Below are 15,288 nucleotides of genomic sequence, written 5' to 3'. Positions count from 1 at the left end.
AGGGTGGGATAACGCTAATGATGTCCTCTTTGCCGGAAACAAAGGTTATCAATCTTCGTGCAGCAATGTTGTATCATTTTCGGCCGCGACTGGTTTATTGTCAACGGGTTCGTTTCGAAAGTGAATTGAAAACTCAAAATTGTAGTCTTTAAATTTCTCCCCAAAACGGCAACAAACGGCAACAAAAATCAGCAAATCGCACCCTGTTGGCTACCGAAACTTATTAGCGACTGTGCTCATAGTCTACAATACCGCTCAGCACGTTTCTGCACATAAGCTCAAGCTTAGTGTCATCGAGTATAAGGGCCACATTAGATGGGTCATTTATATTGCCACATTCAAGCAGAACTGCAGTATGTGCCGACTCGCGAATAACAAAGACCTTGCTATAGTCCGATACACTTGCGCTGACGTCCTGGGATTTGAGTCGCCCTGCGATAGCAGATGCAAGTATTTGGCTGCTTTGGTAATTGCTGTTTTTTGAGCTGATACCAAGTTTATAGTCGTTGGCATGTGCGTCTTTTGGATCGTTCTTGGCAAGGTGTACGGAAAGAAAAATGTCTGCTTGCTTATTGTTGCTAAGTTTTACCCGGTTCTCCAGCAACACCTGTTCGTCCCCGGTTCTTGTTGGGATTATCTCGATGTTGTACTCATTGGCCAGGTGTTCTATCTTTTTGCATATAGCAAGCGTGATATCCTTTTCCTGGTGGCCGGAGTTGCTGTTGGCACCTATATCGATGCCGCCATGCCCGGCATCCAAAATCACTACAATCTTTTTGCTGGCACGCGGGTGTTGGGCGGCATTGTCTGCGGCGCTAAAAGAAAGGAAAGCCAACGATAGCATTAAAGCCAGGGGAGCGCATACGCAGCGCACTATAGTGCTGGTGCCTTTAGAATTGTTTAGTATCATGTTAAGACGTCTTTTGATGGGGGAGTGATAAAAAAAGTTAACTATGGTATTGTTATCGATCTTGTAAGTGGAGTATAAGAGCATTCGGGCAAACGCCTCTGAGTCGTTGTTTTCAATGGCTGCGTTGTCGGCAATAAATTCATGCTGCAACCACAGCTCGCGTCTTACGAACCAGAGTACGGGGTTAAGCCAACAGATGCAGAGGATCGTTTGAACGATCAGCTTGTCAAACGTGTGCCATTGGCGGATATGAGCCAGCTCATGGGTTATAATACGAGTACCTTCAGCGCTATTTGCATCAAGATGCGCAGGCCAGAATATAGTGTTCACGAAAGAGAATGGTCCGCTAACAAGTGAAGACTCAACAAACCTAACGCCATTGCGGCGGTACCTGCTACCGAAATAATAAATGCAGGCTACCCACACAATTTTTGCGAGCGACATTGCGCCCAGCAATATTGCCACTGCATAATAGGTATTGTTCAAAATGTCTTTGATGGAGGTCTCACCACTGCCTTGGGAAAAGAACGTTGTTTCGATTTCGCCACCTGTACCAATAACCGGCATCATGGTGAACCCGGCTGCAGGAGCATAGCTGCCCAAAAGCGATGGAAGCTCTAATAGGGGTAATGTTACACTAAGCAAAACTGAGCAAAACAAATACCAGCGGTTGAACTGGTGCGTGTGTGTACGTTTTAATACCGCTAAATAGTATAAGAAAAAGATAGCCGCACATATCGACGATTGCATGATAAACGAGAAGATTGGTAGGCTCATGACTTATCTTTTTTTAGTTGTTTAAGTAATAGCTCCAGGTCACTTACAGACAGCTTCTTCTTTTTTACAAGAAATGAAACAGCATCGGTAAAAGACCCTTCAAAGTAATCTGCTACTAGGCCTGTTAATGTCCGGTTGGAGTAAGCGTCTTTTGTAACTGAAGGGTAGTATTTGTGAAACCGTCCAACTGGCTCTACGTGCACAAACTTTTTTTCTGTAAGTATTTTTAGAATGGTGGCTACTGTATTCTTATGTGGTTTGGGTTCCGGCATCGCCTCTACTATTTCCATCAAGAGCCCGCTACCGATCTCCCACAGAACCATCATTATTTGTTCTTCAGCTTTAGTCAGTCGCTTCATAATACGATATTGAACTAAGTTTATAGTTTAAAACTAAACTAAAAATTTAGTTCAACAAATTGTTTTTATGATTTTGTGCAAAAGAAGGTTGGAGAATATAAAAAGCCACTGAAACTCAGTGGCTTTGCTTTTCGCGGTTTTAGGCTCCGACGGTGCCCGTCTTGACCTTTCCGGCTCGCCGGTAGTTGGCCATTATAACACCGCTTGGTGTAACTGTGCTTTCTATTAATGTAAATGCTGCGGGGATGGCACCGTCGCGAAACAATTTTTTCCCCTTGCCAAGCGTCAACGGGTAAATTTTGAGCCACAGTTCGTCAACCAAATCATTCTGCAGAAGTAGCTGAATGAGCTCACCACTACCGTGAACCTGGATATCAGAACCTTCTGATTTTTTTAGTTTTTCGATATCAGCGACGTTATCGATGAAAACTGAGTTTTCCCACTCAGATTTTTTCATGGTTTTTGACATGACGTATTTAGTAACCTGGTTGATACCAGGCCATATAGCTTCATGATCTGGCCAATAGCTGGCAAAGATCTCAAATGTTTTTCTGCCTAAAAGCAGGTCTGTGGGTTTCAGCTGTTCCTTGAGGATCTTGCCAAAGACCTCGTCAAAATAAGGTGCTACCCAGCCACCATACTCGAAACCGCCCGAAGTATCTTCTTCAGGTCCACCGGGTGCCTGCATTACACCATCTAAGGTGATCATCGATAGGACGACAAGCTTTCTCATATTGTTTCACCTTTTTTGATCGTTGAATGATTAATTATTGGTGTACTATTTGCTCGCCGGCTCCCACAATTCGATCTTGTTGTCTTCTATGTCAAGAATGTGCGCAAACTTTCCGTACTCACCGAACGATTCTACATCACCCAACACTGTCACTCCTTCCTTCTTTAATTCTGCTACAAGTGCATCCAGGTTTTCAACCCGGTAGTTGATCATGAACTCTTTTGACGAGGGTTCAAATTTTTTGCTTTCTTCTGAAAAGGGACTCCACAGCGTATATCCGCCTTCCTGGGCCCAGTCAAACTTTGCTCCGTAGGGTGTTATATCAAAACCGAGATGGGTTTTATACCATTCCCTGAATTTCTCGGGGTCTTTGCATTTGAAAAAAATGCCCCCAATTCCTGTTACACGTTTCATTTGTATATGTGGTTTGTTGTGTTAATAAAAATTGAATCAGCAGTCAAGCTTGATCCTTACGATCTTAATATCTTGTCCATCTTCTTTCCCTTCGCTAGTTCATCTATCAGTTTGTCCATATAGCGAACCTTTTGTATCAGTTCATCCTCGATATCTTCTACTCGGTATCCGCAAATCACACCAGTGATCTTCGATGCATTTGGATTGATCTGTGGCGCCTCCGCAAAAAAGGTTTCGAAGTCGGTTTTCCTGTCGATCTGTTGTTGCAGTGTTTGCTGGTTATATCCTGTCAGCCAGAAAATGATTTCGTCAACCTCTTCTTTTGTGCGACCTTTTCTCTCCACTTTTTTTATGTATAACGGGTATACGCTCGCAAAAGGCATCCTGTATACTCTTTGGATATTATCCATTTTCAGTTGTATTATCTATCAAATCTATCAACTTCTGAATAGGTTCGCAAATAAAACAAAAGCCGCTGAGGAGCGGCTTTTGCTATTTTTGACGGCAAGACTCCTACTCAGGTATTTCTGTGTGGCTGCTTACCGATATGCGGTTCCAGGCGTTAATAACCACCACCGACATAATGATCTGGGCTATGGTCTCCTCGCTGAAATACTTCATTGCGTTATTGTAAGTAGCTTCAGTCAGTCCATGTTGGCTGATGAGCGTTACCTCTTCAGTTATGGCCAGTATCGCTTTTTCTTCGTCGGTGAACAAGCTGGTTTCTCTCCATGCATTCAGCAGGAAGATGCGCTGTTGAGTTTCGCCGTATTTCAGTGCGTCTTTCGTGTGCATATCAATACAGAAAGCGCAACCGTTTATCTGCGATGCTCTGATCTTGATAAGTTCTCTTTGAATGTTCGTGAGGTTGGACTTTGCTGAGATGATGCTTAAAGCATACATCGACTTGTATACTTCTGGCAGCAGCTTTCCGATATTCATTCTTTCCATTTGATAAAAAATTATTAGAACACAAATTTAGGCCTGAACCTTCGCCCGGTTGCTTAAACTGGTTTAAGATTTTCGTTTTGCCCTTATTTCACTCAGGTATTCAGGGGTAAAGCCCAGGAAAGATGCCAGTAAGTATTGCGGAACCCGCTGCACAAATTCCGGGTGTCTATCAGCAAATAAATGATAAGATTCCTCGCGTGAAAGGCCGTAAAGGCTCTTTATTCTGAACTGGGCTGCCGCATGGGCCCGCTGGTGTACCATCCTGAAATACCTTTCCATAGAAGGGTGTTGTTGCAATAGTATTTCCTGTGCAGCATAGGTTATGGCCATCACTTCTGCTTTCTCAACAGATTGTATATTGAACTCCGAAGGCTCCTGCCGTTCAAACGAGGTATAGTCAGCTATCCACCAGTTTTCCAGTGCAAACTGCGTGGTTTGTTCTACGCCCTTATCATTGATGAAAAACATACGCAGCAAACCTTTTACTACAAAATAGCTGTGCTTGCATACGCTGCCTTCGGTTAGCAGGTTTTGTTTTTTCTTTAGTTCTATCGTTTCGAAAAAAGAGAGTATCTCCTTCATTTCCTTTCCACCAATGCTGGTGAACTTCTGTATATGCTGTTGTAAGGCGCTTGACATACTGCGATTTCAAAACTAGGGATATTCTTTCTCGCAGCCGCAGCTAAGCTTAAAGTAAGTAATTATTAGTAGCTTCAGGCTCTGCGCATCAATGTTGCAGTATGAACTTAAATAGCTCGAAGGTGTGGTCTGAATTAATTACCCGAGCAATATATCCGCCGTTAGGTAGGTCAGAAATATCCCTCTGCCAGATGATGCCGAAGTGCTGATCGTTTACCACGATCTCGCCGTTCATGTTGTATATTTCAATGTAGTAAGTGCTTGTTTTTTCCATGGTCAGCGTCAATTTGCCGCGGCAGGGGTTGGGGTAGAGTGTGGTGTTGCCGGTGATGTTTTCATATTTGTCTTTATCCTCTTCCGAAATTCGCACTTGCCTGATCTCAGGCAGGATCAGGATCGGGTAGAAGTTCATTCGTACTTTTCTCTCTCTCGATGCACTGATCACATCCTCTAGCGTATAGTCGCAGTATGGTTTTTCTTGCGGCGGAGCATCGCCCACCAGGATGATGCTACATTTCTTTTTCGATTGCCAAAAATCGCTTTGCAGGCATTGCATAACCGCGTCATATACAGATTCCGGCCAGTCGGGGTTGCCTATTATTTCGATATCCTTTACATACTGGGCTGCCTGGTTATAGTTGGTTTCAAAATTCTTAAACTTGAACCACCATGGGCCTTCATAATTCTTGTCGCCATAGGTAGCAATGGCCAGCCGGGTGCCTTTATATTTTTTTACGGTATCAATGATCTGGTTGATACCCTCCTTTACCTTGTTGATATGATCGCCCATACTGGCAGTCCTGTCGATCAGGATTACCATGTCGGACTCCGTTGCAGAGGCAGCTTTTATAGTAGAAGTCATTTCGCTGACAACAGCAGATGAGTTCATAAGCACCTTCATGCGTCCATTGCAGGCTTTTGAAAGCTTGGAGAATTTGCCGGTTGCCGCTTCGTTTTCTTCAAATATCTCGTGTTGGTATACAGGTGGCAATCTCACGTACGTCGACGCCAACTGATCACTATAGATCTTAAATGAATCAACCTGGGTAACAACGGTATCTGTTTCTGAAATGACCACATGTTCTTCGGCGGCAGAAGTGTCGTTGTCCGCAACCGTTGAGGTTTCGGTCGGGTGATCGGTGTCCTGGGGTTCTTTTAATTTGCAGCTCCCAAACGATAAGGCCAGCAACGACAGGAATACTAATTTAAAATTCATAGCGTTCGTAGTAATAGTGTGAAAAATGAGGAAAAGAAAAATACATATAATTCCTCAAAGCTGCAAACTCTAAGCTGAGATCAGTTTGTTGACGATACCCAATGGATAAATATGCAAAAAGGCCGCTATTATAGCGGCCTTTTTGTGTAATGGTTGTTAGCTCTTTTGTTATTCTATGAACAGTTTTTGCACGGTTACGCTCTCATCTGCCCTGATGACAAGCATGTATATCCCTGAAGACAGATGTTTAATTGAATAGGTCTGTTCATTATTTGCTTCGGAAAGAGGATTCAATATTACTTGCCGACCAAGTGCATCTGCAATGGAAACTTGTAGTTTCAATCCCGCTGAGTTTATTTTTATTTCAGATTTTGCGGGATTCGGAGATACGGCGAAAAACTTATCGGGATTAGCCTTGACTGTGCTTGGTCCGATAACTGTAAAAGAGCCAAGCATTCCCATCGATTCATGAAACGAGCACTTGTAATTGTATGTGCCCTCAACGGTTGGTACATAAATAAAACTGGTGCTTGTGGATTGCAATGTGAAATCCCATGTGGCCGCGCCTGCGGGCACTGACGTGCTTGTGGTAGTATGCAGTCCGTTTGCCCAATTCCAGCGGATGGTATCACCCAGCCTAATACTGAGTGAGTTGGGCGCGAAGGCAAAATCGCCAACCGAAACAGTGTGCACTGTCGCCAGGGCATTGATTGAAAAAAGGAGAATGCCCAAAAGAGTTGATAAAATTGTTTTCATGAGCAAATAATTTTGTAGTGTAGTAGCTGCGTGCAAAAATCGCACCTACGAATCAATTGGTTTTCAAAGTCGCATTTGCGGGTATGAATTTTATAAAAATCGCACAACCGATCTTTTAAAGTTCAGCAATGATTTTATTGTCTTTTTGACCTTATCTATATACGGAAAACCGCTCGTCATTAGATGAGTTTCCCTGCCGCATGTTTGTTCTAATTTTGTTATGTGCGCCGGATGCTTTTTTGCCTGGCTGCAATGACTATGAACAAACAGCGTCTCGAGTCATTTTCGGATGCCACTGTGGCCATTATCATGACGATCATGGTACTGGAGTTAGATGTTCCCAATGGAACTGATTGGAATGCATTACTCGACGTGCTACCGGTTTTTATTAGTTATGTTTTGAGTTTTCTTATTTGTGGGCCTTTTCTGGTACAATCATCACCGTCTATTTTCGAAGGTTACCATTGTTAATAGTTATGTTCTTTGGTATAACCTGGCGGCGCTTTTCTTGCAGTCACTTCTACCGTTCACAACTGCCTGGGTAGGTGAGAGCAGGTTTGCCTCTGCGCCCGTGGCTTTATATGCTTTAGTCAACGGCTGTTCCAAAGTGCTGATCCTTCCCGTGCTTAACCATCTAAGGAAATTGCATGGACCAGATTCTGAACTTGCTAAAGAATATCCGGATGATTTCAGGATTTATCTCACCATTACAATGGATTTTGTTGCGGCTTTTGTTGCTGCAGCCGGATATCCGAAAATATCGTTTACCATCATGGGGTTTGTGACAATCGTGTGGTTCTTTCCCAATACAGTGTTCAAGTTAAAACGTGCGAAATGAACGCTGTTTTTATTAATTTGACTTACAAATCCATGTATGCGCAAACTGTTATTCTTAATAATTGCCGGAATGTCTATGCTTTTTTGTGACTGCAAAAAAGAAACAAAAGCCCAGATCGTGACAGTTAGAGACACCGTTTATGTAGAGGTGCGAGACACCACCGTTATTCCCGCATTGATCAGCGATACAACAACTACGCTCATCGTTCTGCGACATGCCGAGAAAGAAACCACTGGCGCCGACCCAAACCTGAACAGTGACGGACTGCTGCGCGCTGAAGAATTGAAACGCTTATTGGATAATCTATCTATAAGCGCCATTTATTCAACACCATTTAACCGTACACGGCAAACTGTACAACCGTTGGCAACTGCCAAGGGCCTCAGTATTACCGAATATCCAACAACCAAGTCCTACACTGACTTGGAAAGTGAGATACTTTCTGCTTATCGAGGAAAGATTGTCGTGGTGGTCGGTCACTCTAACACCGTTCCTGATATGGTGAAGGAGCTCAGCAATAATTCTTTCAATGTCATTATTGAAGACAGCCAGTACGATAACCTGTTTGTAGTCAGCATGCCTGAGAAGCTAAAGCCGACGGTGACACCACTTAAGTACGGCAAAGAGACGCCGTAATTATCCTTTTTTCAAAAAGAAAAATTTGTGTAGTTAAATAGCTACACGTATATTTGTAGTCAAATAGCTACATAATGAACCTGAGACGAGATGTATTTCAAGCCATAGCAGACCCTACCAGGAGAGCTATTCTTTTGCTCGTAGCTAGCCAGGCAATGACAGCCGGGGCCATAGCCGCCAACTTTGACACAGCCCGTCCTACAGTCTCCAAACACCTTCAAATACTTACCGAGTGCGAATTGCTGAAACAGGAGCAAAACGGCCGGGAAATATACTATCATATAAATGCAATGAAGATGAAAGAAGTAGCCGAATTTATTGAGCCGTTCCGCCAGATGTGGGACGACAGGTTCAACAAGCTGGAAACAATCATGAAAAACTACAAAGCGAAAAAATAGCATGGAACGTAAAACAAAGGTCCACGCCGAAGACGGCAAACAGGAAATTGTAATTACCCGGGAATTCGATCTGCCATTGGAGCTACTATTCAGAGCCTACGTAGAGCCTGAGTTGGTAGAGCAATGGATGGGGACCAAAGTGCTGAAACTGGAAAATAAAGTTCATGGCGGATACCTGTTCGAAACGACCGATCCACGAGGAGGTAAACACCGCTTCAACGGCGTGATCCATGAGTTCGTTCCGGAACAAAAGATCACACGGACATTTGAAATGGAGAATACACCTTTCCCCGTGCAGCTCGAGTTTATTGAATTTGAAAAGCTCACCGATGACACCAGCAAGGTTACTATGCATGTTGTATATAGGTCGGTAGGCCATAGAGATCAGATATTACAGTTGCCGTTTGCGCAGGGCATCAACATGGCGCATAATCGCATACAGGAAATTGTTAGCAAATTAAGATAACCAACCATGACTAAAACAAACAAGATCATCTATTGGATCGCCACGTTGTGGCTGTCGCTCGGAATGACATCCACAGGCATTGTGCAATTACTTAGAATGAAGGGTGAAGTAGAGTTTATTTTAGACCTCGGCTATCCCGACTACTTTCTGACTTTGCTGGGACTTACAAAACTTCTTGCCGTTGTTGCTATACTTATTCCACGCTTCCCCTTGCTGAAGGAATGGGCCTATGCAGGGCTATTCTTTATGATGTCAGGTGCTTTGTATTCACACATCGCTCACCATAATACTATAAAGGAAATAGCTCCGGTGATGTTGTTGCTGTTGCTGATCTCTGTATCCTGGTATTTCAGACCAATGGATAGAAAGCTGATTTCAGTTAATTTTAGCAAATGAACAACACGAATCCCAAAGCCGACTTCTACTTTGCAAAAGGTAAACCGTGGCAAAAGGAGATAGAACAACTTAGAGCTATTGTACTTGATTGCGGGCTGGAGGAAGAGTTGAAATGGGGTAGCCCTTGTTATGTTTACAAGAAAAAGAACATCGTTCTGATACACGTGTTCAAGGAGTATTGCGCCTACTTGTTTTTCAAAGGTTCTCTGCTAAACGACCCCAATGGCATCCTGATACAACAAACTGCAAATGTGCAGGTACCGCGGCAGATACGATTTACTAACGTGCGCGAAATAGTGAAGCTGGCTCCGGTTCTTAAAGCATATATCTATGAAGCTATCGAGGTGGAAAAGGCTGGCATAAAACCAGCGCTGAAAAAAACCACTGAATTCAAAATGCCGGAGGAATTTAAAACCGTATTGGGCAAAAACTCCAAACTGAAAAAAGCTTTCGAGGCACTGACGCCGGGAAGGCAACGCGCGTACCTGCTTCATTTTTCCACACCTAAACAAGCCAAAACGCGGGAGTCGAGAATAGAGAAATGCACACCGCAAATATTAGAGGGGAAAGGGTTAAACGACTAAAGCAAACACAACATGAGCAAAAAGAAATTATCGTCACAACAGGGTAGGGAGCTACTCGATATACTAAAGGCACGATTCGAAAAAAACATGAGCCGTCACAAGGGTATTGACTGGTCTAAAGTCGAAGCAAAGCTCGAAGACAAACCGGAAAAACTATGGTCACTCAACGAAATGGAAATGACGGGTGGCGAACCGGATGTTGTAGGCCATGATAAAAAGACCGGCGAATACACCTTTTATGATTGCGCGGCAGAAAGTCCTAAGGGTCGCAGAAGTATTTGTTACGATGCCGAAGCCCTGGAGTCGAGGAAAGAACATAAGCCCGCCGATAGCGCTGTAAACATGGCTGCCGATATGGGTGTCGAACTATTGACAGAGGAAGAATACCGTGAGCTGCAGCAACTAGGGAAATTTGACCTGAAAACTTCCAGCTGGGTACAAACGCCTGCGGATATCAGGAAACTCGGTGGTGCTCTCTTTTGCGATCGTCGCTATAATACCGTATTCCTGTATCACAATGGTGCGGAGTCTTATTATGCTGCACGGGGCTTTCGTGGTGCGTTAAGAGTTTAGCTTTCAGTGACAATTAAAGCCACTGCCCTAAAATATAGTTTCGGGGCAGTGGCTTAATATATTTAGCTCGGTTTGTGATATTGTTAATGGGGATTTTGAAAGAATGGATGAAGTCTCCCAGATGCCACTTCGTTATTGGTGATCAAGACTATTCTTCTTCGTCTTCTCCTGCCGCTTCGTAATTAATATCGTTCTCCGCGATATCTGTAAGAGTCAGGTCTGCCTCTTTTTCTTCGTTAAGCGTCTGTAATAATATACCGGCGACATCTGTGAGGCCTAATGTCTTTGCCAGTTGTACCAGGCCGCCATAGGTTGCTATTTCATAGTGTTTCACTTTTTGCGCAGCAAGGATAATGCCTACATCACGTGTCGCAGAACCATCGTCTGTATCTTCTACAATACTTTCGCCTTCTTTTACCAGGCCTTCCATCGCTTCGCATTTCTTAGCGCGAGCTTTTTCGCCCAGCAACTCGAATACCTCCTCAAGGCGACTTACATGAGTTTTTGTTACTTCGAGGTGCTCTCCTATTGCAGTGGCCAGTTGGTCGGTGGTAGCAGCCTTCATCATTTTGGGGAGCGACTTTACCAGGTGCTTTTCCGCCCAATAGATGTCTTTGATCTCGTCTTTGAATAGCTCCATTAATTTAGGTTCCGGATTGGCAGTTCCTGCATTACGTTTTTTTACGGCTGCTTTCTTGGTAGCTGTTGGCATTTTATAATTTTTTTGTTTTACAGACATTAAAATCGTGCCTTTTAATTGCCATTTGCTGCTTCGAACTATCATTGTGTTTATGTAAGTATTGTCGTATATTTGCTATTGTAAAAGTATGAGATGTGAACTTTTTAGATTTTAAATCAGCAGCTGTTGGTCACCGTTATTGTCGTTTAAAAAGAGAGTTTTTTGCCGGCAGGAATACAAGGCATTTGCACTCAACGATTTAGCGGTTGGCAAAAAGTTGTTGTTCTGAAATTCCTCCCCAATTCGGCAACAAACGGCAACAAAAAATGCCACTATAGCGATAAACGATATTGTAGATGTACCCCAAAGGCATAAATTGCCGCTCAATCACGACCTAAAAAAATAAACATGAAACCACTCAACCAACTGCTGATAGCAGAACTGCAAAGAGAAGCAGCAAGCACAAGAAAAATATTGGCCGTGGTGCCGACAGATAAACTGGAATGGCGTCCACACGAAAAATCAATGACCCTGGGCCGCCTGGCGTCGCATGTGGCCGAAATACCACATTGGTTAAACCGCCCGTTGGAAAATGATGTGTTTGACATGGCTGCACAACCATACAAACCAGCCAACTGCCAGAACACGCAGGAACTGCTTGATCTGTTTGAAACAAAACTGAGTGCAGCGATCGCGGCTTTGGAAAAAGCAACTGATGAAGACCTGGCTAAGCAGTGGACATTCCGCCGCGGCGAGCACATTGTCTTCCAGCTCAGCAGTTACGAAGCTATACGCTATATGATGGGCAACCACCAGGTACACCACCGTGGCCAGCTCAGTGTATTCCTCAGGCTGCTCGACGTACCTATCCCCGGCATGTACGGTCCCTCGGCCGACGATGTAGCGGCAATGGCAGCAACAGCAAAAAATTAAAAAAGCGGGAAGAGTGATCTTCCCGCTTTCATTTATAAATCCTTTCAAACTAGTGTCGTCATGAAAATCGACAACAAACGACAACAACCGAGCGCAGCGAGTTCATGAGCATGCCATTGAAATCATGAAGCGATGCGAATAACTTCCTTAGGCAGTTGCCTGTTGCTGCTCCATATGAGCATGCTCCAGCGCACCTAGGTAGCGCTCAGCATCGAGGGCTGCCGTACAGCCGCTACCAGCAGCAGTCACCGCCTGGCGGTATATCTTATCCTGAACATCGCCGCAGGCAAATACACCTTCAATGTTCGTCTTAGACGTACCTGGTTGTGTAATAAGGTATCCCGCTTCGTCCATATCCAGCCAGCCCTTGAACAGGTCAGAGTTTGGCTGGTGGCCTATGGCTACGAAAAATGCTTTTACAGGTATGGTAGTTTCTTCGTTGGTATGGTTGTTCACCACTTTAATGGCGTCTACTTTGTTCTCGCCAAGTACTTCCAAAGTATCGGTATTCCAATATACTTTGATGTTCGGGGTGTTGAACACGCGTTGTTGCATCACTTTGCTGGCGCGCATCTCGTCGCGACGTACAAGCATGTGTACGGTGCTGCACAGTTTAGACAGGTACAGAGCTTCTTCGCATGCTGTATCGCCGGCGCCTACAATAGCCACTTCCTGGTTTTTGAAGAAGAAGCCATCACAAACTGCGCATGCAGAAACGCCATGGCCATTCAGACGTTGCTCAGAAGGCAGGCCCAGCCATTTAGCCGATGCACCGGTAGCTATGATCACAGAGTCAGCCTCGATCCATTTCTCTTCATCTATCTCCACTTTGTACGGACGATTGGTGAAGTCTACCTTGGTAGCCATACCCCAGCGGATATCAGCGCCCATGCGTTGTGCTTGTTTTTCAAAATCGATCATCATCTGCGGGCCCATGATACCTTCAGGGTAGCCGGGGTAGTTCTCTACATCGGTAGTGATGGTAAGCTGGCCACCCGGTTGCAGACCCTGGTAGAGCACAGGTTTCAGGTTAGCGCGAGATGCATATATAGCAGCGGTATAGCCGGCAGGACCGGAACCAATGATCAGACAGTGTACTTTTTCTATTTCAGCCATGATATCTTATTATAAAACAGGACAACAAATTTGCGAAAAATTCCGCAGTGTTTTGGTTAGCAATTGCTTATTTGGGTATAAACGTGGAAAACTACTTAATAACTACCGTATCCAGGTAGGTTCCGTAGCCAGCCCACACGCCCAGCGCGCCATTGCTGATATTCGATTTTACACTAATGGGTGTAGCGAACGGGCTTCCCAGCGTTCCAATGGCGTACTCAAAGGTGTTATAGAACTCGTAAACCTTTTTGTCGATAGCTGCCCATTTAAGAACCACCGTATCACCCGGATAGAAGAAACCGAGGCTATCGCGGCCAACGGTGCTGTTCCGGTCTTCACCGCCAGACAGTGGCGTTTCGAAGTAAGTACCGTTGATGAATTCATCGGTATATACAGAGTTGAGACCGGGGTAGAACCGCTGTCCGTTGCGGCTGGTAAAGTAGCGCACAAAGTTACCTGCAGTATCGGGCTCCTTGAAAAACACCTTGATAAAGCGAACGTCGGGGTTGTTTTCCGGAATAAAAGGCGGTATGGCACTGATCACGGAATCAAGCCTGGTTGGGCTAGGGATCTTGGTGGTAGACGTATAGGTCTGGCCTTCAAATTTGATGGTCAGCGTATAGTACTTCTCTACCTCGCCAATCATGAAGTTATCCAGAGACGACGTATCGATAGAATAGAAGCTGAACTTGTTACCAAGGCCACTGGTATCAAACGAATACTCTCTCAGTTTCACTGTACGGTTGCCATCAGACAGGGTCACTTCAGCGCCATGTACAAAACTGTTCTGCAGGGTAGTCAGGTCGATCTTAGCAAAATAGCCTATGGACTTGGTAAGTAAAATAAATGGTGGCTGGCCTGTTTCGATACTGCCTTCAACTACAAGGCGGGCCTGGCCGTCCTGCAGCTTGATATCAACATCTTTCTCGCACGAAACGAGCAGAGTAACTATAAAAAGAACAACAGCAATACCTGAAAACTTGAAGGCATTGCTGTTGAAAATGAGTTTGAGCATAAATAAGAATGACGGCGCAAAAATATGGATAAACCGTCAAATGGCATTAGTTGTTCTGAAGTACGTACTTGCCGTCGGGCGTGTACATAACAGGCTGAATACGGTGATACCTTTCAAAATAGTCGTAACCGGACTTCAGGTTTACCCAGAAGCGTTGTTTGGCGTCGTCGCCGGCATAGGCAGTGCCCAAAAAGTTAAGGCCTGTCTTGGTAAACCTTGTCGGGAAGATATGAACCGGGATGTATGTCTGTCCAGAAAGCTTGGCGTTCAGGCACAACGTATATAGCTCCTGTATCACACCATCGGTCATAGGCATGCAACCTACGGTTACACAGCCTCCGTGAATGTAGATATCGCCACCTGGCTTTGCTTTGTCGCCCAGCACCATATCAGAATAGTTGGGGTAGTTCAGCAGCATCGACAGGTGGAAGTCGCTCTTAGGGTTAAAGTCTTCAATGAAATACAGGCCTTCGGGTACCTGGCGATCGCCTTCTACGCGCTTTGGTCCCAAAATGCCCGACAAAGCGCATATCCTGTAGTTCTTAACGAGTTTGTACTCAGCAGTATCATTATCACGCGCCCAAAGCTCCATTTCATTTTGAGCTTTAAAGGTACGGATGTAGATATCCGAAGGTGGGTAAGACAAGCCTTGCTGTCTGAACAACTTCTGCAAGGTGTCATTTGTCTTTGTCCAGGCCTGCGATACGCGGTTGAACGAAAACTGGAAGTTCCGGAACGTCTGTACGTCGTCCTGTCCATAAGAAACTGCGGAAGCAAACATAGCCACCGTACCCAACACCAAACTGCGCAACAGTTTTCCTGCTTTCATCATAATGAAGAATATAAAGTTTACCCTGACCACCTGCCTGATTATTATGCAGGTGATCTTTACAAAGTTA

General features: G+C 44.6%; 22 protein-coding genes. 9 read left to right on the top strand and 13 right to left on the bottom strand.

The annotated features are described in order from the left end of the window. Nucleotides 1-223 precede the first annotated feature (223 nt). The 9 genes from P2W83_RS14815 to P2W83_RS14775 all read right to left on the bottom strand — a co-directional run bounded on the left by P2W83_RS14815 (nucleotide 224) and on the right by P2W83_RS14775 (nucleotide 6,755). Nucleotides 224-1,687, bottom strand: a complete 1,464-nt coding sequence (locus tag P2W83_RS14815) for an N-acetylmuramoyl-L-alanine amidase (protein ID WP_276134535.1) — start codon at nucleotides 1,685-1,687, stop codon at nucleotides 224-226. Then, the gene (locus P2W83_RS14810) at nucleotides 1,684-2,046 is read right to left on the bottom strand and encodes a BlaI/MecI/CopY family transcriptional regulator (RefSeq protein WP_276134534.1); all 363 of its coding nucleotides are present in this window, start codon (nucleotides 2,044-2,046) and stop codon (nucleotides 1,684-1,686) included. The genes P2W83_RS14815 and P2W83_RS14810 overlap by 4 nt, the downstream gene beginning before the upstream one ends. A 139-nt stretch (nucleotides 2,047-2,185) precedes the next feature. Continuing rightward, nucleotides 2,186-2,779 (bottom strand): dihydrofolate reductase family protein, encoded by a 594-nt coding sequence (locus P2W83_RS14805; RefSeq protein ID WP_276134533.1) that lies wholly within the window; start codon nucleotides 2,777-2,779, stop codon nucleotides 2,186-2,188. A 45-nt stretch (nucleotides 2,780-2,824) separates the two neighbouring features. Next, a complete protein-coding gene (locus P2W83_RS14800; RefSeq protein ID WP_276134532.1) occupies nucleotides 2,825-3,193 on the bottom strand; it encodes a VOC family protein in 369 nt (122 codons plus the stop codon). 56 nt (nucleotides 3,194-3,249) lie between these two features. Next, nucleotides 3,250-3,603, bottom strand: a complete 354-nt coding sequence (locus tag P2W83_RS14795; RefSeq protein WP_276134531.1) for a DUF2200 domain-containing protein — start codon at nucleotides 3,601-3,603, stop codon at nucleotides 3,250-3,252. 103 nt (nucleotides 3,604-3,706) lie between these two features. Further along, the gene (locus P2W83_RS14790) at nucleotides 3,707-4,144 is read right to left on the bottom strand and encodes a carboxymuconolactone decarboxylase family protein (RefSeq protein ID WP_276134530.1); all 438 of its coding nucleotides are present in this window, start codon (nucleotides 4,142-4,144) and stop codon (nucleotides 3,707-3,709) included. A gap of 63 nt (nucleotides 4,145-4,207) precedes the next feature. After that, nucleotides 4,208-4,783: a Crp/Fnr family transcriptional regulator gene (locus tag P2W83_RS14785; protein ID WP_276134529.1), complete on the bottom strand. Its 576-nt coding sequence runs from the start codon at nucleotides 4,781-4,783 to the stop codon at nucleotides 4,208-4,210. An 88-nt stretch (nucleotides 4,784-4,871) separates the two neighbouring features. Further along, nucleotides 4,872-5,999 (bottom strand): T9SS type A sorting domain-containing protein, encoded by a 1,128-nt coding sequence (locus P2W83_RS14780; protein WP_276134528.1) that lies wholly within the window; start codon nucleotides 5,997-5,999, stop codon nucleotides 4,872-4,874. A gap of 168 nt (nucleotides 6,000-6,167) precedes the next feature. Next, the gene (locus P2W83_RS14775) at nucleotides 6,168-6,755 is read right to left on the bottom strand and encodes a T9SS type A sorting domain-containing protein (protein WP_276134527.1); all 588 of its coding nucleotides are present in this window, start codon (nucleotides 6,753-6,755) and stop codon (nucleotides 6,168-6,170) included. A 231-nt stretch (nucleotides 6,756-6,986) separates the two neighbouring features. Here P2W83_RS14775 and P2W83_RS14770 point away from each other — a divergent pair, with 231 nt between their 5' ends. From P2W83_RS14770 to P2W83_RS14735, 8 genes are all read left to right on the top strand, one after another. Beyond that, entirely contained in the window at nucleotides 6,987-7,226 is a 240-nt protein-coding gene (locus P2W83_RS14770; protein WP_276134816.1) for a TMEM175 family protein, read from the top strand. Nucleotides 7,227-7,263: 37 nt separating this feature from the next. Next, entirely contained in the window at nucleotides 7,264-7,593 is a 330-nt protein-coding gene (locus P2W83_RS14765; protein ID WP_276134526.1) for a TMEM175 family protein, read from the top strand. Between the two features lie 69 nt (nucleotides 7,594-7,662). Continuing rightward, nucleotides 7,663-8,229: a SixA phosphatase family protein gene (locus P2W83_RS14760; RefSeq protein WP_276134525.1), complete on the top strand. Its 567-nt coding sequence runs from the start codon at nucleotides 7,663-7,665 to the stop codon at nucleotides 8,227-8,229. Nucleotides 8,230-8,303: 74 nt separating this feature from the next. Then, nucleotides 8,304-8,627 carry an ArsR/SmtB family transcription factor gene (locus P2W83_RS14755; RefSeq protein WP_276134524.1) on the top strand — a complete coding sequence of 108 codons (324 nt, stop codon included), beginning with the start codon at nucleotides 8,304-8,306 and terminating at the stop codon, nucleotides 8,625-8,627. A gap of 1 nt (nucleotide 8,628) precedes the next feature. Then, nucleotides 8,629-9,093: an SRPBCC family protein gene (locus P2W83_RS14750; protein ID WP_276134523.1), complete on the top strand. Its 465-nt coding sequence runs from the start codon at nucleotides 8,629-8,631 to the stop codon at nucleotides 9,091-9,093. Nucleotides 9,094-9,099: 6 nt separating this feature from the next. Continuing rightward, on the top strand, nucleotides 9,100-9,489 hold the full coding sequence (locus tag P2W83_RS14745; RefSeq protein ID WP_276134522.1) for a DoxX family protein: 390 nt from the start codon (nucleotides 9,100-9,102) through the stop codon (nucleotides 9,487-9,489). After that, nucleotides 9,486-10,073 carry a YdeI/OmpD-associated family protein gene (locus P2W83_RS14740; RefSeq protein ID WP_276134521.1) on the top strand — a complete coding sequence of 196 codons (588 nt, stop codon included), beginning with the start codon at nucleotides 9,486-9,488 and terminating at the stop codon, nucleotides 10,071-10,073. The genes P2W83_RS14745 and P2W83_RS14740 overlap by 4 nt, the downstream gene beginning before the upstream one ends. A 12-nt stretch (nucleotides 10,074-10,085) precedes the next feature. After that, entirely contained in the window at nucleotides 10,086-10,646 is a 561-nt protein-coding gene (locus tag P2W83_RS14735; RefSeq protein WP_276134520.1) for a DUF4256 domain-containing protein, read from the top strand. Between the two features lie 148 nt (nucleotides 10,647-10,794). On the opposite strand, the gene P2W83_RS14730 is transcribed toward P2W83_RS14735, so the two are convergent. Next, nucleotides 10,795-11,358: a YciE/YciF ferroxidase family protein gene (locus P2W83_RS14730; protein WP_276134519.1), complete on the bottom strand. Its 564-nt coding sequence runs from the start codon at nucleotides 11,356-11,358 to the stop codon at nucleotides 10,795-10,797. 375 nt (nucleotides 11,359-11,733) lie between these two features. Between P2W83_RS14730 and P2W83_RS14725 the strand changes: the two genes are divergently transcribed. Continuing rightward, complete coding sequence (locus tag P2W83_RS14725) at nucleotides 11,734-12,258, top strand: DinB family protein (protein ID WP_276134518.1); 525 nt, start codon at nucleotides 11,734-11,736, stop codon at nucleotides 12,256-12,258. 147 nt (nucleotides 12,259-12,405) lie between these two features. Here the strand turns inward: P2W83_RS14725 and trxB are convergent, their stop codons facing one another. The 3 genes from trxB to P2W83_RS14710 form a co-directional block, all read right to left on the bottom strand. Beyond that, nucleotides 12,406-13,374, bottom strand: coding sequence for a thioredoxin-disulfide reductase (gene trxB, locus P2W83_RS14720; protein WP_276134517.1), 969 nt, complete (start codon nucleotides 13,372-13,374; stop codon nucleotides 12,406-12,408). A 91-nt stretch (nucleotides 13,375-13,465) separates the two neighbouring features. Beyond that, nucleotides 13,466-14,389: a DUF4249 domain-containing protein gene (locus tag P2W83_RS14715; RefSeq protein WP_276134516.1), complete on the bottom strand. Its 924-nt coding sequence runs from the start codon at nucleotides 14,387-14,389 to the stop codon at nucleotides 13,466-13,468. A gap of 46 nt (nucleotides 14,390-14,435) precedes the next feature. Then, nucleotides 14,436-15,221, bottom strand: a complete 786-nt coding sequence (locus tag P2W83_RS14710) for a L,D-transpeptidase family protein (protein WP_276134515.1) — start codon at nucleotides 15,219-15,221, stop codon at nucleotides 14,436-14,438. Nucleotides 15,222-15,288: the final 67 nt, after the last annotated feature.

The organism is Polluticoccus soli, assembly GCF_029269745.1.
Taxonomy (GTDB): Bacteria; Bacteroidota; Bacteroidia; order Chitinophagales; family Chitinophagaceae; genus Polluticoccus; species Polluticoccus soli.
The sequence above is the reverse complement of the archived record's forward strand: the minus strand, read 5'-3'. Positions and strand labels throughout refer to the sequence as shown.